16 protein-coding genes are annotated in these 21,142 nt (G+C 65.4%); 11 read left to right on the forward strand and 5 right to left on the reverse strand.

Annotated features, from left to right (window positions below; all coding sequences use genetic code 11):
- Window positions 1-15 precede the first annotated feature (15 nt).
- A complete protein-coding gene (locus ABIC32_RS05575) occupies window positions 16-786 on the reverse strand; it encodes an SDR family NAD(P)-dependent oxidoreductase (RefSeq protein ID WP_295166408.1) in 771 nt (256 codons plus the stop codon).
- A 109-nt stretch (window positions 787-895) separates the two neighbouring features.
- Here ABIC32_RS05575 and tipF point away from each other — a divergent pair, with 109 nt between their 5' ends.
- From tipF to ABIC32_RS05595, 4 genes are all read left to right on the forward strand, one after another.
- Window positions 896-2,167, forward strand: coding sequence for a flagella assembly cyclic-di-GMP phosphodiesterase TipF (gene tipF / locus ABIC32_RS05580; RefSeq protein ID WP_354072990.1), 1,272 nt, complete (start codon window positions 896-898; stop codon window positions 2,165-2,167).
- A gap of 192 nt (window positions 2,168-2,359) precedes the next feature.
- A complete protein-coding gene (locus ABIC32_RS05585; protein ID WP_354072992.1) occupies window positions 2,360-3,229 on the forward strand; it encodes a TIGR01459 family HAD-type hydrolase in 870 nt (289 codons plus the stop codon).
- A gap of 39 nt (window positions 3,230-3,268) precedes the next feature.
- A complete protein-coding gene (locus ABIC32_RS05590; RefSeq protein WP_354072994.1) occupies window positions 3,269-3,730 on the forward strand; it encodes a MaoC family dehydratase in 462 nt (153 codons plus the stop codon).
- Window positions 3,730-4,671 carry a bifunctional riboflavin kinase/FAD synthetase gene (locus ABIC32_RS05595; protein ID WP_354072996.1) on the forward strand — a complete coding sequence of 314 codons (942 nt, stop codon included), beginning with the start codon at window positions 3,730-3,732 and terminating at the stop codon, window positions 4,669-4,671. Before ABIC32_RS05590 ends, ABIC32_RS05595 begins: the two co-directional genes overlap by 1 nt.
- On the opposite strand, the gene ABIC32_RS05600 is transcribed toward ABIC32_RS05595, so the two are convergent.
- Window positions 4,666-5,193, reverse strand: coding sequence for a gamma carbonic anhydrase family protein (locus tag ABIC32_RS05600; RefSeq protein WP_112861495.1), 528 nt, complete (start codon window positions 5,191-5,193; stop codon window positions 4,666-4,668). The genes ABIC32_RS05595 and ABIC32_RS05600 overlap by 6 nt on opposite strands.
- Window positions 5,194-5,503: 310 nt before the next feature.
- Here ABIC32_RS05600 and ABIC32_RS05605 point away from each other — a divergent pair, with 310 nt between their 5' ends.
- The 5 genes from ABIC32_RS05605 to ABIC32_RS05625 all read left to right on the forward strand — a co-directional run bounded on the left by ABIC32_RS05605 (window position 5,504) and on the right by ABIC32_RS05625 (window position 12,295).
- Window positions 5,504-6,295, forward strand: a complete 792-nt coding sequence (locus ABIC32_RS05605) for a PhoH family protein (RefSeq protein WP_091752533.1) — start codon at window positions 5,504-5,506, stop codon at window positions 6,293-6,295.
- A gap of 124 nt (window positions 6,296-6,419) precedes the next feature.
- Window positions 6,420-7,742: a UDP-glucose dehydrogenase family protein gene (locus ABIC32_RS05610; protein WP_055805536.1), complete on the forward strand. Its 1,323-nt coding sequence runs from the start codon at window positions 6,420-6,422 to the stop codon at window positions 7,740-7,742.
- Window positions 7,742-8,716 (forward strand): SDR family NAD(P)-dependent oxidoreductase, encoded by a 975-nt coding sequence (locus tag ABIC32_RS05615; protein ID WP_502909310.1) that lies wholly within the window; start codon window positions 7,742-7,744, stop codon window positions 8,714-8,716. Before ABIC32_RS05610 ends, ABIC32_RS05615 begins: the two co-directional genes overlap by 1 nt.
- 21 nt (window positions 8,717-8,737) lie before the next feature.
- Window positions 8,738-10,021, forward strand: coding sequence for an outer membrane beta-barrel protein (locus ABIC32_RS05620; protein ID WP_354072998.1), 1,284 nt, complete (start codon window positions 8,738-8,740; stop codon window positions 10,019-10,021).
- Window positions 10,022-10,102: 81 nt separating this feature from the next.
- Complete coding sequence (locus tag ABIC32_RS05625) at window positions 10,103-12,295, forward strand: GumC family protein (protein ID WP_354073000.1); 2,193 nt, start codon at window positions 10,103-10,105, stop codon at window positions 12,293-12,295.
- Window positions 12,296-12,317: 22 nt separating this feature from the next.
- Here ABIC32_RS05625 and ABIC32_RS05630 read toward each other — a convergent pair whose 3' ends face one another.
- Window positions 12,318-13,139, reverse strand: a complete 822-nt coding sequence (locus ABIC32_RS05630) for a hypothetical protein (RefSeq protein WP_199060630.1) — start codon at window positions 13,137-13,139, stop codon at window positions 12,318-12,320.
- Window positions 13,140-13,204: 65 nt separating this feature from the next.
- Between ABIC32_RS05630 and ABIC32_RS05635 the strand changes: the two genes are divergently transcribed.
- Window positions 13,205-14,638, forward strand: a complete 1,434-nt coding sequence (locus ABIC32_RS05635) for an SLC13 family permease (protein ID WP_354073003.1) — start codon at window positions 13,205-13,207, stop codon at window positions 14,636-14,638.
- A gap of 457 nt (window positions 14,639-15,095) precedes the next feature.
- On the opposite strand, the gene ABIC32_RS05640 is transcribed toward ABIC32_RS05635, so the two are convergent.
- A complete protein-coding gene (locus ABIC32_RS05640) occupies window positions 15,096-17,585 on the reverse strand; it encodes a TonB-dependent receptor domain-containing protein (protein ID WP_354073005.1) in 2,490 nt (829 codons plus the stop codon).
- Between the two features lie 216 nt (window positions 17,586-17,801).
- Window positions 17,802-19,688, reverse strand: a complete 1,887-nt coding sequence (locus ABIC32_RS05645) for a methyl-accepting chemotaxis protein (RefSeq protein WP_313008417.1) — start codon at window positions 19,686-19,688, stop codon at window positions 17,802-17,804.
- Between the two features lie 355 nt (window positions 19,689-20,043).
- Here ABIC32_RS05645 and ABIC32_RS05650 point away from each other — a divergent pair, with 355 nt between their 5' ends.
- Window positions 20,044-21,135, forward strand: a complete 1,092-nt coding sequence (locus ABIC32_RS05650) for a DUF2332 domain-containing protein (protein ID WP_354073007.1) — start codon at window positions 20,044-20,046, stop codon at window positions 21,133-21,135.
- Window positions 21,136-21,142 lie beyond the last annotated feature (7 nt).

Here is a 21,142-nt window from a genome sequence, read left to right on the forward strand (position 1 = left end):
CTTGAGCGCGTGTCTTCACCAGGCAATCGTCAATCCACCGTCCACCACAAGGGTCTGGCCGGTCACATAGGCCGACGCAGGGCTGCACAGATAGACCGCCGTGCCCGCGATTTCATCGGGCTGGCCGATCCTTTTCAGCGGCGCCGGCTCGGTGACCTGTTTCAGCAGCTCCGGGTTCTCCCACAGATATTTGGCGAAATCGGTCTGAACCAGCCCAGGCGCGATGCAGTTGACCCGCACGTTCGACGGCCCCCACTCCACCGCCAGATTGCGCACCAGCTGCATATCCGCCGCCTTGGAGATATTGTAGGCGCCAATCAGCGCGTTGCCGCGAAGCCCGCCGATGGACGAGATCACCAGGATCGACCCATCCTTGCGCTCCACCATCTGCGGCGCGACCATCTGGATCAGCCAGTGGTTCGAGATGACGTTATTCTGCAGGATCTTCTCGAACTGATCGTCGGCGATGCCCGCCATCGGCCCGGCATACGGATTGGTCGCGGCGTTGCACACCAGGATGTCGATCTGGCCGAAGGCGGCGTTTGTCTCGTCGACCAGCCGCTGCAAATCCTCCTTCGAGGCGATGTTGGCGGGAACGGCAATTGCGCGTCCCTCGCCATACTTGCCGTTGATCTCGGCGGCGACCTCGTCGCACGGCCCGGCCTTGCGCGACGAGATGACGACCTTGGCGCCATGTTCGGCCAGCCGTTCGGCGATGGCCTTGCCGATTCCCCGCGATGAGCCGGTGATGATTGCGACCTTGCCGGTCAGATCGAACAGTTCCATTGCGTTTCCCGTAGGTTTGGCGGGGATATTTGCAGCCCCGCTCTAGCCGAATGACATTGATAGCCTGATACTCAGGCGATTCCATCCGGGAGTGGCCGACCGCCAGCCGATGCGCAACGTAACAACGGGCTTTCTCTACTTCGCCTATCTGTTCCTCGGCATGACCGTGGGCGCCTTCCTGTGGCGCGCGGGCCTTGGGATCGGCGCAGGCGTGGCCGGAACGCTCGGCGCACTGGGGCTGTTGGGCGCCTTCCACGGCATCGTCACCGGCATCGCCGAACGCCGCGTCCTGAAAAAGGAGTTCGGCCAGGTCCGCGAGGCCCACCGGCTGCTCGCCGATGCGATGGAATCGACACAGGGCGCCCTGACCGAACTGGCGCACGCCATCGAGACCGGCGTCCTGTCCGACACCGACGCCCTGACCGGCGAGGTCCGGATGCTGGAATCGCTGGTCCAGCAGATGAGCGAAAGCATCGACGAACGCCTGGCCGCCGCGCCCCATATCGGCGTCGAGACTTTCGAGGGCCGTCGCATGGCCCAGTCCAACGTTCTGCTGCGCACCATTCACGAGGCGCTCAGCGAAGGGCGCGTCGATCTGTATCTGCAGCCGGTCGTCTCCCTGCCCCAACGCCGGACCATCTTCTACGAGAGCTTCACCAGGCTGCGCGACGCCACCGATCGCGTCATGATGCCGGCGGAGTATCTGTCTCTGGCCGAGGGCGAGGGCCTGGTGCCGGCGATCGACAATCTGCTGCTGTTCCGCTGCGCCCAGATCGTGCGGCGCCTGGCGCGTCAGGACCGCAAGGTCGGCGTTTTCTGCAACGTGGCCCTGACCTCGCTGGGCGACGAGACCTTCTTCCCGCAGTTCCTGGATTTCCTCAGCGAGAACCGTGACCTGAACCAGGCGCTGATCTTCGAACTGGGTCAGGCGACGTTCGACGCCCGCGGCGCCATCGAGGCGCGCAACATGGCCAAGCTGGCCGACCTGGGCTTCCGCTTCTCGCTGGACAAGGTGCAGACGCTCGACCTCGACTTCGCCGACCTGCAACGCTCGGACGTCAAATTCATCAAGGTCGCGGCAGACCTGATGATCGAACAACTGCTGGACCTGGACGGCGGCGCCCCCTTGCGCTCCATGCCCGACATCCAGGCCGCCGACTTCGCCGCCCTGACCCGCCGCTACGGCGTCGAGGTCATCGCCGAAAAGGTAGAGAACGAACGCCAGGTCGTCGATATCCTCGAACTGGACGTCGGCATGGGCCAGGGCCACCTGTTCGGCGAACCCCGCGCCATCAAGGAACAGGTGTTGGCCGAGACCGACCCCCCGGCCGAGTTCCTGCGCTCCACCCTGCGTAGCGCCGAGCAGCGCAGACGCTACTAGAGCCACTGTCCCGTCTCTTTCCCGCTTTGCGGGGAGGTGGCGCGGCGCCCCTTCGCGCCTCGACGGAGGGGGTCTTCCCCCACAACAGGCGCCGAGCCAGTTTCAAGAACCCCTCCACCGCTTCGCGGTCCCCCTCCCCATTTCATGGGGAGGAGACTTTCGCCTCTGCGTCGTAGCGGCTACCAAAGTCCCATGACCCTCCCCCACGCCCTGCCCCACCTCGGCGCCGTCGCCGGCGACTATGACATCCTGCTCTGCGACGTGTGGGGCGTGATCCATAACGGCCGCGAGAGCTGGGCCGCGCCGTGCGAGGCGCTTACGCGGTTCAACCGCGAGGGCGGCCATGTCGTGCTGATCTCCAACTCGCCCCGGCCGGCGTCGGACGTGATCGCTCAGCTGGACGGGCGGGGCGTGCCGCGCGAGGCGTGGAAGGCCTTCGTCACCTCGGGCGACGCGACCCGCGCCGAACTGGCCAGGCGCGCGCCCGGCCCGGCCTGGATCGTCGGCCCCGAACGGGACGCGCCGCTGTACGCCGGCCTTGGCCTCGAGCGCGCCGCGTCGCCTGAGGACGCCGCCTTCATCTCCGTCACCGGCCCGGTGGACGACACGGTCGAGACGCCCGAAGACTACCGTGAGCGGTTCGCCGTCGGCGCCGCACGCGACATCGAACTGATCTGCGCCAATCCCGACCGCGTCGTCCAACGCGGCGACCAGCTGATCTACTGCGGCGGAGCACTGGCCGACCTGTATGAATCGCAGGGAGGACGCGTCGTCATGGCGGGCAAGCCCTTCGCCCCGATCTATGATCTGGCGATCAAGGAGGCGGAAGGCCTGCTTGGCCGCTCCGTCGATCGCTCGCGCGTCCTGTGCATCGGCGACGGCGTCGTCACCGACGTGATGGGCGCGAACGCGCAAGGGCTCGACTGCCTGTTCATCGCCCAGGGCATCCACGGCGACCAGGCCAAGGGAGAAGACGGCGCGCTCGACCCGGCCCGCGCCGCTGCCCTGCTGAAGGCGGAAACGACCTATGCGCGATACGCCGCGCTCGAACTGAACTGGTAAGGCTCGCCATTTTGTCGCACCGCCGCTAAAGCCTCATCCATGGTCGAATTGGTTCAGCAGCATCCGTCCGGTGGTTACATCCTGGACGAACTTCACGTCGGCATGGCGGCCGAGAAAATCGTCGTCGCGACGGAGGACCGCATTCGGCTGTTCGCCGAGGCGTCCGACGATTTCAACCCGGTGCATCTGGATGAGGCCTTCGCCTCCAAGACCGCCTATCGCGGCCGGATCGCCCACGGCCTGCTCAGCGCCTCGTTCGGCTCTGCAGTGGTCGGCACCATCCTGCCGGGCGCCGGCTCGATCTACATTTCCCAGACCCTGGCCTTCCATCAGCCGGTGCGGATCGACGACGTCGTGCGTATCCTGATCACCGTGATCGACGTCGAGCCCGAGAGCGCGCGGGTCAAGCTCAGCTGCGAAGGCTTCGTCGGCGAGACCATGATCATGGACGGCGTCGCCGTCGTCCGCGTCCCCCGCCGGCGCAAACCGTCCCAGCGTTGATGCAGATTGCGCGTATTTGGCGCGACTGGCGCGAGGTGCCGGACGCGCTGAAGGGCGCGGCGGTCGCCGTCGGCGCCTTCGACGGCGTGCATCGCGGGCATCAGGCCGTCATCGCTGGCGCACGTGACGCGGCGCAACGGCTGGGCGCGCCGCTGGGCGTCGTCAGCTTCGATCCTCATCCCCGCCGCTGGTTCCAGAAGGACGCCGCACCCTTTCGATTGATGACGGCCGAGCAGATGGCCGAGGCTTTGGCGCCGCTGGGTGTGGACATCCTTTATCTGCTGCCCTTTGACACCGAGATGGCCGGCATGACCGACGCCGCCTTCGCCGAGCGGGTTCTGGCCGAGGGTCTGGGCATCCGCCACGCCGCCGTCGGGTTCGACTTCACCTTCGGCAAGGGCCGCTCCGGCTCGCCCGAGGCCTTGCGCGCCTACGGCGAGCGGCTGGGCTTCACTGTCTCGGTCGCCGAACGGCTGGATGACGCGGACGGGCTGAAACTGTCGTCCAGCGCCGTGCGCGAGGCCCTGAAGGCTGGCGACATGGCCCGCGCCGCCGCCATCCTGGGCCGCCCCTTCGCTATTCGGGGCGAGGTGATCCACGGCGACAAGCGCGGCCGCACCATTGGCGTGCCGACGGCCAACGTCGCGCTCGGCGACTATATGCGCCCCGCCTACGGCGTCTATGCGACCCGCAGCCGATTGCCGGACGGGCGGGTGATCGACGGCGTCGCCAGCCTGGGCGTGCGTCCCATGTATGCGCTGGAGACCCCGCTGATGGAGGTCTGGCTGTTCGACTTCGACGGCGACCTCTACGGCCAGACGCTGGACACGGAACTGGTCGCCTGGCTGCGCGGCGAGGAGACCTTCGACGGTCTCGACGCCCTGAAGACCCAGATCGACGCCGATGCGGCGGCGGCGCGAACCATCCTCAGCCGATCATAGAGGCCGCAGCTCCGCCGCGAACCGCTTCCAGTTCTGCACATAGTGTTCGGCCGACATCTGCAGCACGGCGATGTGCGCCGGGTCACGCTCCCGCACCACCTTGCCGGGCTGGCCCACGACCAGACTGTTGTCCGGGATGATCTTGCCTTCTGTGATCAGCGCGTTGGCCCCGATGATGCAGTTCCGGCCGATCTTGACCCCGTTCAGCACCACCGCTCCGATGCCGATCAGGCTGTAGTCGCCCACCTCGCAGCCATGCAGCATGGCCTTGTGTCCCACCGTCACGCCGCGTCCCAGCGTCAGCGGCGAACCCATGTCGGTGTGCAGCACGCTGCCGTCCTGAATGTTGCTGTCAGGCCCCACTGTGATCGGATCGTTGTCCCCGCGCAGCACGGCGCCGAACCAGACACTGGCGTTGGAATGGAGAATCACGTTCCCTATCACGGATGCGCTTGGCGCCACCCAGTATTCGCCCTGCGGCGGAAGCTGCGGTTTGCTGTCGCCCAAGGCGTAAATGGTCATCTGTACACCGCCTAATCTTTGAAAAACGAGGGCTTTAACGGATCGCTAACCACGATAGCATCATTCTGTTGATGCGATTCGTGGGTCGCCATTTCGGCCCCGGATCCGAAACCGGATCAAGCCCGATCCGGTCATCAAGTCGGGGCTTTCGCGTGGCGCGTTGGGATCCTGGTTCGGTTGTTCGGCGGCGGGCGCACCCCGTTGCAGACGGCCCTGCTGTCGATCCGGGCCGCCGCTCTGCAGGCCGCGACCTCTTCCTCCCCAAGACCATCCAAGGCGGCGCCCGTTCGGGTCCGCCTTTTTTCATGCCCTGGAGGCGTCCATGACCAAGCGTGCTGCAACCAAGCGTCAAACGCGTGAACACGGAATCCTGGATTCGCGTGATTTCATGGAGGAGTCGAAAGTTCGTCGGCTTCACGCCCCGCATAACGAGCGATCAGGGTGGTCGCCCTACCCTTCGAACGACGACCGCGACCAAGGCTATCTGAAGACGTTGAAGCCCAAATCCGAGGGCCAGGGCGAGTTGATGGAAGCCATCGACCACCACAACCTGGTCATGGCGCTGGGTCCCGCAGGCACCGGCAAGACCTACCTCGCCGTCGCCAAGGCGGTCGAGGCGCTGGAGGCGGGCAAGGTCGGCCGCATCGTCCTGAGCCGCCCTGCAGTCGAGGCCGGCGAATCCATCGGCTTCCTGCCCGGCGACATGGAAGACAAGCTGGCTCCCTATCTGCGCCCGCTCTACGACGCCCTGTCCGATCGTCTGTCGATGAAGCGGGTCAAGGCGCTGATGGCCGAAGGTCTGATCGAGATCGCCCCGGTCGGCTATATGCGCGGCCGCACGCTGAACAACGCCTTCATCGTCGTGGACGAGGCGCAGAACTGCACCTACGTCCAGCTCAAGATGTTGCTGACCCGCCTGGGCTGGCATTCGACCATGGTGGTGACCGGCGATCCGCAGCAGTCGGACCTGCTGCCCGGCATCTCGGGCCTGTCGGACATCTCGGCGCGACTGGAGGCCGTACCCGACATCGCCGTGGTGCGTCTGGCCGAGCGCGACATCGTCCGCCACCCGCTGGTCGCGTCGATGATCGGCGTGCTCTAGCTCTGATCCTGCAGCCGACGTTGTCCGCGTCGGCTGCAGGCGCGTTGCACCGCGAAACCAAAAGCCATTGTCCCCGGGCGCACCGCACCGCTAAAGGTCGGCTCGCGGCTGATGAGGGATTTCGATGCGCGTAGCGATGATTGGGACGGGCTATGTGGGCCTGGTGTCCGGCGCCTGTTTCGCCGACTTCGGCCATGTCGTCACCTGCATCGACAAGGACCCCTCCAAGATCGAGCGGCTGGAGCGGGGCGAAATCCCGATCTATGAGCCCGGGCTGGATGATCTGGTCGCCGCCAATGTGCGCGAGGGTCGACTGTTCTTCACCCTGGACGGCGCCGAGGCCATTCGCCGGGCCGACGCCGTCTTCATCGCCGTGGGCACGCCGACACGCCGGGGCGACGGCCATGCCGACCTGTCCTACGTCCACGCCGCCGCCGAGGAGATCGCCGGCCTGATCGAAGGCTTCACGGTCGTCGTCACCAAGTCGACCGTCCCGGTCGGCACGGGCGACGAGGTCGAGGCGATCATCCGCAAGACCAATCCGAAGGCCGACTTCGCCGTCGTCTCCAACCCCGAATTCCTGCGTGAAGGCGCCGCCATCGGCGACTTCAAACGCCCGGACCGCGTCGTCATCGGCATCGACGATATGACCGGCGACGCCGGCGGCCGGGCGCAAAAGGTCATGAGCGAACTCTATCGCCCGCTGAACCTGAATGAGAGCCCGCTGCTGTTCGTGGGCCGTCGCACATCCGAGCTGATCAAATACGCCGCCAACGCCTTCCTGGCGATGAAGATCACCTTCATCAACGAGATGGCCGACCTGTGCGAAGCCGTCGGCGCCGACGTCCAGCAGGTCGCGCGCGGCATCGGTCTGGACAAGCGCATCGGTTCGAAATTCCTGCACGCCGGCCCCGGCTATGGCGGCTCGTGCTTCCCCAAGGACACTATCGCCCTGGTCCGCACCGCCCAGCAGTATGGCGCGCCGACAAAGCTGATCGAGGCCACGGTCGAGGTCAACGACGCCCGCAAGAAGGCCATGGCCGACCGCGTCGCCGCGACCCTGGGCACAAGCGTTCAGGGCAAGACAGTCGCCCTTCTGGGTCTGACGTTCAAGCCGAACACCGACGACATGCGTGACGCCCCGTCGCTGGACATTGCGCCTGCTCTGATCGCCGCCGGCGCAACCGTCCAAGCCTTCGATCCCGAAGGCATGCATGAGGCCGCCAAGCTGTTGCCGGACATCCAGATGAAGGACAGCGCCTATGACGCCGTCGTCGGCGCCGACGCCGTGGTCCTCGTCACCGAATGGGACCAGTTCCGCGCCCTGGATCTAGATCGCATCAAGCTGCTGATGAAACAGCCGGTCTTGGTCGATCTGCGCAACATCTATCGACCCGAGGACATGAAGCATCGCGGCTTTCGCTACATGGGCATCGGGCGCGGCTGATGGGGTCGCCGATCCTCGTCACGGGTGCTGCCGGCTTCATCGGCATGCACGTCGCCGAGCGTCTGCTGGACCGGGGCGAGCAGGTGATCGGCGTCGATGTCTTCAATGACTACTACGATCCGCGCCTGAAGGCCGCCCGGGCCGCCCGCCTGGAAAGGCGAGACGGCTTCAAGATGGTCCGCGCCGACATCGCCGACCACGAGCAGATGCGTGCCCTCGTTTCAGACGCCGGGGTCAAGCGGATCGTCCACCTCGCGGCTCAGGCCGGCGTCCGCTACTCGCTCGAAAACCCCTTCGCCTATGAGCGGTCGAACCTGGCCGGCCATCTGTCGATGCTGGAGGCCGCGCGCCACAACGGCGTGACCCATCTGGTCTATGCCTCATCCAGCTCCGTCTATGGCGACCGGCCCCTGGAGGGTTCGGGATTTCGCGAGGATGACCCGACGGTCAATCCCGTCTCGCTCTACGCCGCGACCAAACGCTCGTGCGAACTGATGAGTCAGAGCTACGCCAAGCTCTACGGCTTTCCCCAGTCGGGCCTGCGCTTCTTCACCGTCTATGGCCCCTGGGGCCGGCCCGACATGGCCTATTTCAGCTTCACCCAGAAGATCGTGCGCGGCGACGCCATCGAGGTCTATGGCGAAGGCAAGATGGCGCGCGATTTCACCTATATCGACGACATCGTCGACGGCGTGGTCGCCGTTCTGGACCGTCCCCCCGCGCGGGGCGTCCATGAGGTCTACAACATCGGCGACAGCCAGCCCGTCGGCCTGATGGAGATGATCTCCACGCTGGAAACCGCGCTGGGCGTCAGCGCGAACAAGATCATGCGGCCGATGCAGCCCGGCGACGTCACCGCCACCTATGCGGACACTTCCAAGCTGAATGCCCTGTGCGGTTATCAGCCCAAGGTTTCGCTGAAGTTCGGACTGGAAAAGTTCGTCGCCTGGTGGCGTCAATACGAGAACGGTTGACGCAAGAAGGCTGGGGGGCCGATGCGACGCGAAATCCTGCCGGCGGGCGTCGCCCTGATGCTGTTCGGCGCAACCGACGCCTCGGCCCAGGCTTTGCGCTCGGCTCAGGACACGCAAATCGACCTCTTCGTTCGCAATCGCGCGGTCGCCGTGCGCGACCGGCCGCAACCCGCCTATGACCCGCTCGGCGTCCGGGCCGGCGGTTTCACGGTCTTTCCCCGGCTTCAGTCGGGCGTCATCCATGACAGCAATGTCTTTGCGGCCGAAGACGACCCTCAGACTGCAACGACCTTGCGCCTGACGCCTGAGGTCGTCGTCCGATCCCAGTGGTCGCGCCACGCGCTTGAAACCCGTGTCCGCGCTGACATCGACCGCAACCTCGACTTCGACAGCGAGAACACGACCGACTGGAGCCTGGGCGGCGCCGGCCGTCTCGACATCGTTCGAGGCGCCGACATCACTTTGGCCGCCGACTACGCCCGCGATCACGAGCCCCGCACGGCCGCCGGCGCCGATCCCGCCGCTCGCCGCCCGATCGCCTTCGATATGGCCTCCGCCTCGCTGGCGGCGACGCGCACGCAAGGTCGATTGCGCCTGTCCGCCAAAGCCGCCGTTCTTCGCTACGACTACCGCGATGGGCTGAACGACGCCGGCGCCGTCATCGAACAGGATGACCGGGATCGCACCGTCGCCCGCCTGACCGGCCGCGCGGACTACGCCCTCTCCCCCGCGACAGCTTTGATGGTCCAAGTCGCCCGCGATGACCGCGACTATCGAAACGTGGCAGGGTCGCCGGAACGATCCTCTTCCGGCCACGAAGTGCTGGCTGGCGTGGACTTCGAGCTCGGCGCGCTGATGCGGGGCGAGGTCGCCGCCGGATACATCCGCCAGGATTGTCAGGACGCAGCCTATGGCGATCTCGACGGCTTCGGCGGTCGTGCGCGCCTGTCGTGGTTTCCGACGCAGTTGACGACCCTGACCGCCACCGCCGGGCGCAGCGTCGAGGACACCGGCGTGATCGGCTCGGCCGGCGCACTGCGCACCGACCTGTCGATCGGCGTGGACCACGAACTGCTGCGCAACCTGATCCTGACGGCGGAAACGGCGTGGAGCGAAGAAGACTACAACGGCCTCGACCGCACCGACACCCGCCTTGCCGCCAGCTTCAGCGCCATCTATCGCCTCGACCGTCGCTATGGCCTGACCGCCGGTCTGACCTATCTCGACCAATCTTCGTCCGGCGCGGCTGCGGGACCGAGATATCGCTCGACGCGCCTGTCCATCGCGGTCGTCTCGCAGTTCTGATCGCACGGCCACAGCGCGAAGATTGACAACCTGAAGGCATCATCGCACCACTGGACGGGACGATCACCGTTCGATGGCGCGATGACCCACCACGACCCCGCGATCGGCGGTCCCGGCCAGCCGGCGGACGACGCCATTGACCTCCATGCCTTGATCGCCGCCTTCCGCCGTCGTCTCGGTCTGTTCACCGCTGTCGCAGCGGTCGTCTGTCTGATCGTTCTGGCTTTGATGCTGGGCCAGCCGTCGGTCTATACCGCGACCGCCAGCCTCCAGATCAATACGCGCAAGGAACAGGTCGTGGCGGGACAGGCCGTGCTGTCGGCGCTCGACGCCGAGGCGGCCATCGTGGACACCGAGGTCGAGGTTCTGAAGTCACCCCAGCTTGCTGCCCAGGTCGTGCAGACGCTGGGTCTGATCCGCGATCCCGAGTTCAACGCTCGCCTGCGATCCTCGCCCCTCACCCACCACCTGTCGCGCGCCACGCCTGCGCCGACCGATGCTGAGATCGAGCGTCAACAGGTGATCGACGCCGTCCGGCGACGCCTGACCGTGCGCCGCGTCGGCCTGACCTATTCGATGGCGGTCAGCTTCACCTCCCAAGACCCGACCAAGGCGGCCCGCATCGCCAACGCCTTCGCCGACGCCTATCTCCAGTCTCAACTCACCGCCAAGTTCGACGCCAACGCCCAGGCCAACACCTTCCTGGGCGCCCGGCTGGAAGACCTGCGCCGCCAGGTCGAGGCCGCCGACGCCGCCGTCTCCGCCTACCGGATCGACAACGGCCTGCTCAGCGCCCAGGGCGCCACCCTGACAGAGCAGGAGATTTCAGCCTATAATCAGCAACTTGCCCTGGCCCGCGCACAGCAGGCCGAACAGGACGCCCGCCTGCGCACCGCCCGCGCCCAGATGGCGGCGGGCTCCAACGGCGACGATGTCGGCGAGGCCCTGTCCTCTCCCGTCGTCCAGAACCTTCGCGCTCAGCGCGCGGCGATCAGCACCCGCGTCGCGGACCTGTCGGTCCGTTACGGCCCACTGCACCCCGACATGATCCGCGCCCGTCAGGAGTTGTCCGACATCGACGCGCAAATCCAGGCCGAGATCCGCCGTGTCGTCTCGAACCTGGACGCCCAGGCTCAGGTCGCCCGCCAACGCGCCGCCTCGGTTCAGTCCAGCCTGGACGCCGCGCGCGGCGCCTTGGCCGACAACAACGTCGCCTCGGTGCGCTTGCGCGAACTGGAGGGCGAGGCCGAGGCCGCCCGCGCCATCTACCGCGCCTTCCTGGATCGCTATCGCGAGACCAGCGCCCAGACCGGCGTCGAACAGGCGGATGCCCGCATTGTCTCGCGCGCCACGCCTCCGACCGCGCAAAGCGCGCCGAACCTGATGATCAGCCTTGCACTCGGCCTGATGCTTGGCGCGGCGGCGGGAACCGGCGCCGTCATCATCGCCAACGCCATGCAGACCGGCCTCAGCGGCCCCGATGACATCGAGCGCAGGCTGGGCGTCGGCGCCGTCGGCGCCGTTCCGCTGGCCTCCTCCGTGGCGACGGCTGAGGATCAGACGTTGCACCCGATCGACCTCGTCGTCCAACGCCCGCTGTCGGTCTTTGCCGAGGCCTTCCGGGCGCTGCGCACCTCGATCACCCCCATCGTCAGCGTCGTGGGCGAAGCGTCCGCGCGCATCGTCGCCGTGACCTCCGCCCTGCCCGGTGAAGGCAAGACCACCGCAGCCGTCTGTCTGGCGCGCGTCGCTGCGCGCTCCGGCGGACGCGTTCTACTGATCGACGGCGACCCACGTCGGCGCGGCGTGACGCGAATGCTGGGCCTGACCCCAGATCACGGCTTGGCCGAGGTCCTGCATGGCGCGGCGGTTTGGCGAAACACGCTGGTGCTGGACCCGGCCTCCGGCGCGCACGTTCTGCCCCTGTCGGGATCAGGCCTGTCGGCCGACGACCTGTTCGGCGCCCCGCCGATGACCGCGCTGCTCGACGAACTGCGTCAGGCCTTCGACCTGATCGTCATCGACACCGCGCCCGTCCTGGTCCTCGCCGACGCCCGCATCCTGGCGGCCAAGGCCAACACCGTCGTCCTGCTCGCCCGCTGGCGAAAAACCCCCGCGCGCGCCGTCACCGCCGCGATCCGCATCCTCAGCCAATCCGGTGTTCGCCTTTCCGGCGTCACCCTCAGCCAAGTCGATGTCCGGGCGGAGGCCGGCCGGAACTACGGCCACCACGACTACGACTATCGAGCCTATCGCAAATACTACGCCGCCTGATGCGAACGGGGCGTCAGCGCCCTCAGCCTTCTCGCCATTCGCTCAAGGTCTTGCCCTCGGCGTCCTCGAAGGCGACGCGGTCAAGTTGAACGGCGCCGATGCAGACCGGCCTTTGATCCGCATCCACGGCGCGGCAGCGAATGGCGCGACCGTCCGCGAAAGCGGTCATTCGTCCCTCAAGCACCAGGCGATAGCCTTGCGCGGACGGCATCAAAGGCTGGTCGCGTTCGGCGCGCAGCGTCGCCTCATAGGCCCGGCCGTTGCGCCGCACGGTCCTGGACCCGCCTTCTTTGAAAACAGCAGCCAGTCCCACGGTCTGGGTCGCCGACGGCGCTTTGGGCGAGGCGGGCCCCTGTACCACCGGACAGCCATCGACGCGCAGCCAGGGGTGGGCCAACCAGAAGCCTTCGGCCGCTTCCCAAGTTTCAGCGTCACCCGCAATCAAGGCCGATTGCGACCAGTCGTCAGGCGTCAGCGTCAGCGTCATCTTCGCGCTCTCGCGATCCTCGCTCCATGTCACTGTCGCCAAACCGGCTTGCGACGGCCCATTCACGGCGGGACCGCCACAGCCAAAGGCCTGGCGCACGATGAAGCGGCGGCCGGCCAGAGACGCGCCTGTCACATCCTGCCCGGCGGCGAATGCAGAGGCGGCGACATCCATGGCCTGAAGCAGGCTTGCGCGATCGAGGATCGGCGCAGGCGCGACCGTCACGACCGGCGGCGTTTCTGATTTCTCAGCCGGAGCAGGTGCTGGCTGCGGCTCACGCTGGCAGGCGGCGAGCGCCAGCAGGGACGCCGCAAGCGCGATTATCGAATACCGAGGCGATGCAATCGTTTCGAGCATGGAACCACCCTAACACGCGAACCGCTGATGGGGATGCGCTCACCCGAAAAAGGTTGACGCGAGCGATGGGGGACGGTCTGCACAGCATCATGACTTTCGACCAGATCGCCGCCCTCGCCGTGCTCGTCGCCGTCGTGGGTGCCCTGATTCACGGCAAGATGCGGGCCGATGTCGTCGCCTTGACGGGCGCCGCCGTCCTTCTGCTTCTTGGCGTGGTGCGGCCGATGGAGGTGCAGGGCGCCTTCGCTAGTCCCGCAGTCATCGCTCTGGCCGGCCTATTCGTCATCGCCTACGCCATTGAACTGTCCGGTCTCTTGGGCTGGTTGATCCGACAGGCGACGCAGCTCGCTTCAAGGATCGGTGCCAGAGGCATCTGGATCGTCATCGGCCTTTGCGGATCGGTCGGCGGCTTTTTGAACAATACGCCGGTGGTGGTCCTGGCTGCGCCGGTGATCCGCGATGTGGCCCAGTCACTTCGGCTATCGCCCAAACGGTTCCTGATGCCTTTGAGCCATGTCACAGTCATGGGCGGGCTGCTGACTCTGATCGGCACCTCGACCAACCTTCTGGTCAACGACATGGCGCGCAACGCTGGACAGCCCGTGTTTGGTTTGTTCGAGATAACCCCCGTGGGCTTGGCGATCGCTGTCGTCGGCGGCCTGTGGCTCTATTTCGTGGGCGCGCGCCAACTGGGTCGATCGGTCGCCATGGATGAGGCGGAAGCCGCGCGTCTGGCGGAAATGGAAGAGGCGCGTCGCCGCGCAGAGGCCGAAGCCATCAATCGCCGCAAGCGCCTGCTGCCGTTCGGCCTGCCGCGCCTGGGCGGATCCCGCAGTCAGGCCGACGGATCCGGCGACGCGCACCTGGGCGATGTGGATTTGTATGGAGCGGCGGACCGGCCGTTCCGACTTCGCCCGGCGATGATCTCCCTGGGGATCTTTGTCTTGGTGATTATCTCGGCTGCGCTCGGCTGGGCGCCCATCGCCGCCTCGGCCTTCGCCGGCGCCGTCGCCTTGATCCTGCTTCGGGTCATTACGCCCGAAGAAGCCTACGCCGGACTGAGGCCGGAAATCCTGCTGCTGATCGCGGGAATGGTGGTTGTCGGCACGGCGATCGAGGTGACAGGTCTGGCCTCCGCCGGCGCCGACCGACTAATCGGGTTCATCCGTCCACTAGGACCGCTCGGGGCGCTGATCGTGCTGTACGGCGTGACGCTGTTCGCCACCGAATTGCTGTCCAACGCTACCGTCGCGGTGCTGATCACCCCCATCGCCGTGGCCCTGGCCGAAAGCCTGGGCGTCGATCCCCGACCCTTCCTGGTGTGCGTCATGATGGCGGCCTCTGCCGCCTTTGCCACGCCCTTCGGCTATCAGACCAATGTCCTGGTCTTCAACATGGGTGGTTACAGCTACATGGACTTCGTTAGGATAGGTCTGCCGCTCAACCTCATCACTTGGACTGCGGCTATGATTGCGATTCCGCTCTTTTTCCCATTCTGACAACATTCTCGAGTTTAGGTTTAGGCGGAACAGGGAATCCTTACCCTCGCTAAATCTTAGACAATTAAATCAAAGCGAGTGTGCTATGTTGGAAATACGCAAAAAATATTTAATCTATTATTATAAGTAATGTCACAATTAAACTTCAAATTGTCGACATCGTGTATTCGTCAGTAATATATTCTACCGCGCTCTGTCTTTAAAATTGTTCTCTGGAAAAACGACCTTCGGAGACGGTCATCTCCTAGTCGGCTTGGATAAGCGGATGCGCAGAAAGCTCGCGACCAGATCCGCCGACGAGAGTACGCACGTAGCCATCAAGCATCGAGCTCTCGTCCGGCCGTTCCTCGTTGCCCATGCAGGAATTTACAAAGAGCCTGGCTCAACTTCTGTAACACCTGATTGCGCAGATCTTTGACCTAGGCTTCCGGGCTCACGCCCGGAAGCCTGCCTTGCATCAGAAGTAGAAGCGCACAGCCGCGGTGACGGTGCGGCCAGGCAGGGCCTGGGCCAGGACCACGCCGCTGGCGGGCAGGCTGTCGGCCGACACTTCCGTCAGGGCGGTTTCGTCGAACAGGTTGTTGGCGGTCACCGACAGCACTACGCGGTCGATGGGGCGCACCTGGACGAAGGCGTTGACGGTCGCGTAGCCCGGCATCTTCAGCTGGTTGACGTCCTGCGTATAGCTCTCGGTCGTGCCGACGACGCTGGCGCCCACCGTGAACAGGTCCGTCTCGTACTGCGGCATGATCTGGAAGATCAGGTCGGCCTGACGGCGCGGCGAGTTGCCGACCAGGGCCGCGTCCTCGGCCTTGGTGATCTCGGCGCTGGTGACGGTGGCGCTGCCGGTCAGGCTGAACGGACCGTGACGCACGCCGGCCTCGAATTCGGCGCCCTTGGCCTCGTAGCTGCGCTGGACCAGCACCAGACGCGTGACGCCGCCGGCATCCGCGCGGATCTGCTGGTTGGTTTCGCTGACCTCGGCCCAGAAGCCGGTGACGTTGGCGAACAGGCCGTTGGCGCGATACTTCATGCCGATCTCGGCCTGGTTCACCGGATCATAGGCCGCGTCAGCCTGCAGCAGGTCGCCATCGACATTGCTGATGGCCGGCGAACGCAGGATCTTGTCCGCTGCGGCGCGCGCGCCCTCGCTGTAACGAGCGAAGGTCGAGAAGCTGTCCGAGACGCGGTAGTTGGCGCTGAGCGAATACGAGACATAGTCGTAGTCGTAGTCGACCGGCGTCGCGCTGGCGGCAGGCGCGAAGGCGAAGGTGCGCTCGGCTTCCGAGATGACGCCGTCGTTGTCCACGTCGATGGTGCGGACGTCGGTCAGGCCGTTGGCCACCGTGCGGCCGTTGACGTCGCCGCTGTCGAAGCGGATCGATCCGCCCAGCGCCAGCTTGCCCAGCCGGTAGTTCAGCGAGGCGTAGGGCGCCAGCACCTTGTAGGTCACATCGGTGCGCGAGTTGGACCCGGCGCCCGAGGGACCGAAGAAGTTGACCACGCCGTCCTGCGTGCGGGGCGTGCCGTTCGTATTGAAGATGTCGACCAGGGCCGAGTTTCCGCCACCCACGACATCCTGAAGGAACGGGATGTACTGACGATCGAACTTCAGATCCTGTTGGGCCGAGTAGACGCCAACGGTGGTCGTCAGGTCGCCGCCGCTGATCTTCCAGACGCGGTTGGCGCGTAGATCGTTGGTGAAGTTGTCCAGGCTGTCGATGTCAGTGTGGACCAGAGTCGAATAGGCCAGCAGGCCGTTGCCGTTCAGGGTCGTCGGGCTGGTGATCGCCTGACCGGCGCGCGGTCCCGTCGCATAGGCCAGGGTTCCGGGACGACGGCCGAACGCCAGCGGCGCCTGGGCCGCCGGCACCACGGCCAGCGGATAGTTGAACGACTGATCGCCCGATTGCTGCGCGTAGCGCATGTGCTCGGAAATCGTCCAGCCGTGCAGGTTGAAGCGGGTCTGGAAGCCCAGCGCGCGCACCTGAACCTGATTGCCGTCCTGCAGATTGACGCGCTTCAGATTGTTGTCGCCGTCCAGCAACGGGAAGACGGTGGTGTTGCGCGACGTCAGGGTGTCGCGCGTCATCGAGAAGTTCGGAACGTCGCTGTAGTTGGGATCGTCGTTCGTGCCGGACACCAGCAGAGGCGTCGGCCCATAGGCGATGACGGTGTCATCCAGGATCTTGCCGTACAGACGTACGAAGCCGCCGTCGAAGGTCTTGGTGATGTTGGCCTTGATCTGGCCGCCCTTGTTGCCCGTGAAGCCGGAGTCGCGCGGGCCTTCACCCTCGCGATAGAAGCCGCCGACGTGGAAGCGCACGGTGTCGCTCAGGCGACCGCCATAGCTGAAGTCGCCGCGGTATGTGTCGTAATCCAGGCCCGAAGACACCTGGACCGAGCCGCCTTCAACCTCACCCGTCTGCGAGATAAGGTTGATCACGCCGCCCGGCGCGTTCGATGCGAAGGTCGAGGACGACCCGCCGCGGATGGACTCAATCTGGCCGACGTTGAAGTCATAGCGCATGAAATAGTCGGACGTCAGCGCCAGGATGTCGCCGAACTCCAGGACCGGCAGACCGTCTTCCTGGAACTGCAGATACTTCGCGCCGGTGCTGACCATGGGCAGGCCGCGGATCGTATAGTTGCCGTTGGTCTCGCCCGTGCTGGCCTCGGCGCGAATGCCGGGGATGGTGCGGAACAGGTCGTTGACCGAATAGGCGCCGATCTTGGCGATCTCGACATCGTTGATCGAACTGGTGGAGGTCGCGCTGTCCAGCCTGTCGCGCGCCTTGGCCACGCCCGTCACGATCACGTCGTCATTGGCCCGCGTCCGGCTGGCCTCCCAGGCCGTCTGGCGCTGCGGCGCAGGCTGCGTCTGCGCATGAGCAGGCATGGCGAGGATAAGCGGCGCAAACGCAGCCGTGAGGTACAGGGATTTCAAGGAAGCCTCCAAGGTGTTGTCTTGCAGTACAGAGACTGGACAACTGATTTTCGTTCGGAAATTCTTCCATGCAGTTTCTTGCATGGCTGTTATCAATAGAACACGGATGTGTTTGATGATTTATAATGCCAGAATACGGATTAATACTGACATAACGGCGCTTACGAAGTTCAGATTGGAGCGCCGATTTCTTCTACACTCAACTGGATCGATATCTTAGAACTCGTTCCAATCGTCATCGGCCGCTTCGCTCGACAGGGCGAGCGCACCAACCGTGCGGATGACCTTTGGTGCCGACCTGGGGGCGGACGCGGTATCTCGGCGAGGCGCCGGCGCGGCCGAGGCCGAGGCCGTCGTATTCAGCCGGAATCTGGAAACCAGGGTCGCCAGCTCATCGGCTTCGGTCGCCAGGATGCGCGCGGCCGCCGTCGCCTCTTCCGCCATGGCGGCGTTCTGCTGGGTCATGCGGTCCATGCTGCCGACGGCGCTGTTGACCTGCTTCAGGTTCTCGGACTGGACATGCGCCCCTTGCGCGATGTCCACGATTAGGGTGTTGGCGTCGCCGATCTTGGACACGACCCGCGCCAGCATCTCGCTCGTTTCGCCGACCCGATCGACGCCCAGCCGAACCTCGTCCGACGACTTGCTGATCAGTTGCTTGATGTCTTTGGCGGCGTCGACGGTGCGCTTGGCCAGTTCGCGCACCTCGCCGGCGACAACGGCGAAACCGCGTCCGGCATCGCCCGCTCTCGCGGCCTCGACGCCGGCGTTCAAGGCCAGAAGATTGGTCTGCAAGGCGATGGCGTCGATCATGTTGATGATCTCGCCGATCTCCTGAGATCCGGCCTTGATGGCGTCCATGGCGACGATCGCTTCTTCAACGATCACGCGACCGTCCGCGGCGTCGCCATTGGCCAGGGTGATGGCATTGCGGGCGTTGGCCGCGCTGCGCGCCGTGTCGCCGACCATGTCGGTGACGTGGTTGGTGGCGGTGGTGGTTTGCTGCAGGCTGGACGCCTGCTGTTCGGTTCGCAACGACAGGGTTTCGGACGCCGAGCAGATCTGCGTGGCGCCCAGTCGAACGCTTTGGGCCGAACCGGCGACGCTGGCCAGGCTTTCTTCCAGGCCCTGCACCGCCACGTTGAAGGCCGTGCGCAGGCGCTCATACTCCGGAGCGAACGGCGTGCGAATGGTGTGGGTCAGATCGCCGGCGGCCAAGGCCTCCAGAGCTGTGTCGAGCTCCTCGACGACATGACGTTGCGCGGCGTCGGCGACGATCTTCTCACGCTCGGCCGCGTCCTTGGCCAGATCGGCGGCCGCCTTGGCCCGTTCCGCCTCGGCCTTGGCCAGAGCCGTGTCGCGGAACACCAGGACCGCGCGCGCCATGTCGCCCAGTTCGTCGGCATGGCTGGCGTCCACGACGATGTCGTTGTCGCCCTTTGCCAGTTGGCCCATGGCCTCGGTCAGGACCGTGATCGGGCGCGCGATCATGCGGCTGAGCATGGCCGACAGCACCATGGCGATCGTAATCAGGGCGATGCCGCCGACAATCAGGGCGATGATCGCGGTGACGATCGCAGCCTGCTGACGTTCCAGATTTTTCTCGGTGACCGCGGCTTCGGCCTCGCGCAGATCGCGCAGAGGCAGGACGGCGTCGCTGACCAGCACCTTCTTGCCCGCGTCTCGCACGTCTTGCTGGGCCTGCTCGCGCTTGCCGGCGCGAACCTCGGCGATCATGCGATCACCCCAATCGGCTCTCCAGGCCAGGGTGGCAAGGCGCGATTTTTCGAGCAGGGCCTGCTTTTCGGCGTCGCCCAGCTGACCATTCAACTCGACGACCACCTTGTCGAACTCGTCGCGCCCTTCGTAGTAGGATTTCAGATAGGTCTCGTCGCCGGTGACCAGAAAGCCTCGAAACTGGCTGTTCTGACGCAGGATCGCGGTTTCCAGCGACATCGCCTGCGCCTCGATCGTGCGGCTGAGATTGTTGCTCTCGATGGACGCGCGGATCATCATGATCGTGGCGAAAAAGACCGCCATCATGATCGCCGCCGAGACGCAGATCAGGATGAAGGAAAGCCGCAGCTTTCTCGGAATTCGCATCTTCGACATCATGAGCTCACCCCCGTTACGCACTTATACTTACCTAGGGGCAACCGATTACTCAGCTGACGCCACTGCGCACAGCCCGATCCTTGTTCGAGCTACGCAAAACACCCTGTTTTTCAGGTGACTATCCACCCCTATGACGGAACGACTAAAAAGATAGTTAAGCTGCCGACGCCCGGGCGCTTACATCGACCGGACCCAAATTTCGCGAGATTCATGCGCTGTTAAGCGAGGTGATCATAGGTAAGTCACCCTTCCCGTCCGTGCTTCAAGAAACGCCGGGTCGCAACCCCCGGGCGAATACTTCTTCAGGCCGGGGACACACAAGTAACAGTTCGTTTTATTCGGAATGCGCGACGATGCGATTGGTGACTGGATGATCTGCCCCGTCGCCGACCGTTTCACCCAGGAACTCGCGGCCCAGGCCGACCGCTGCCGCGCCATGGGGTCACCCTTCGTCGCCGGCGTTCTCGAAGCCGCAAGCCGGCAGCTGTCGCATGCGCCGCTCACCGCCGCACGGCTGTATGACTGGTCGGGAGATCAAGCCGCAGCCGCCTTGGCTCTACGTTTGAACGGCGCCCTGCATGCCCTCGCGCGCGCGGGCCGGTCCTACGCCCTGACCAGCCTCTATCGTCGAGAACACACCGACTTCGACGCGGCTGTGGCCGACGCCCTGGCCCGGAACGATCGATACATCGCCGACTGGATCTTGCATCCGCCGCAAACGAACGAGGTGGCGCGCGCCGCCGCGCTGATGAGCGCGCTGATGGCCGCCCCTCTGGATTGCGCCATGCCCTTCGAGCTGCTCGAGCTCGGCTCCAGTTGCGGTCTGAACCTGAACTTGCATCGCTACGCCTATGCTCTGGGGTCGGCGTCAGCCGGCGATCCATTCTCGAACGTGCAGATCGAGCCCCTGTGGCAGGGCGCGTCGCCGAAGGCCGGCCCGGTTTCCATCGCGGCGGCGCGCGGCGTCGATCTGCACCCGCTGAATGCCGCAGACCCGGCGCATCGCGAACGTCTGCTGGCCTTCGCCTGGGCGGATCAGCCGGCGCGCACCCAACGCCTCGAGAACGCCCTGCGCATCGCCGCCGATCATCCGCCGCGCATCGATCAGGCCGACGCCGTGACCTGGCTGGCCGACCGGCTGGCCGAGCCGCAGGCGGTTGGGCGCTGCCGCGTCGTCATGCACACCATGGTGCTGCAATATCTGAGCGACGACGACCGGCGTCAGATCACGGCGCTGCTCTCGACCGCCGGCCGCCGCGCCGACGCCGACCACCCGCTGCTCTGGATCAGCTTCGAATGGACCCGCGACCGCAGCCACGTCGAGCTGCGCCTGACGGCCTGGCCCACCGGCGAAACCCGCGTCCTGGCCCACTGCCATCCCTACGGCGATGAACTGGAATGGCTGGCGTCATCTGCGTCGGCCTTGGCGGCCTAACCCATTA

The sequence above is a fragment of the Brevundimonas sp. 1080 genome (assembly GCF_040545985.1).
In the GTDB taxonomy this organism is placed as follows: domain Bacteria; phylum Pseudomonadota; class Alphaproteobacteria; order Caulobacterales; family Caulobacteraceae; genus Brevundimonas.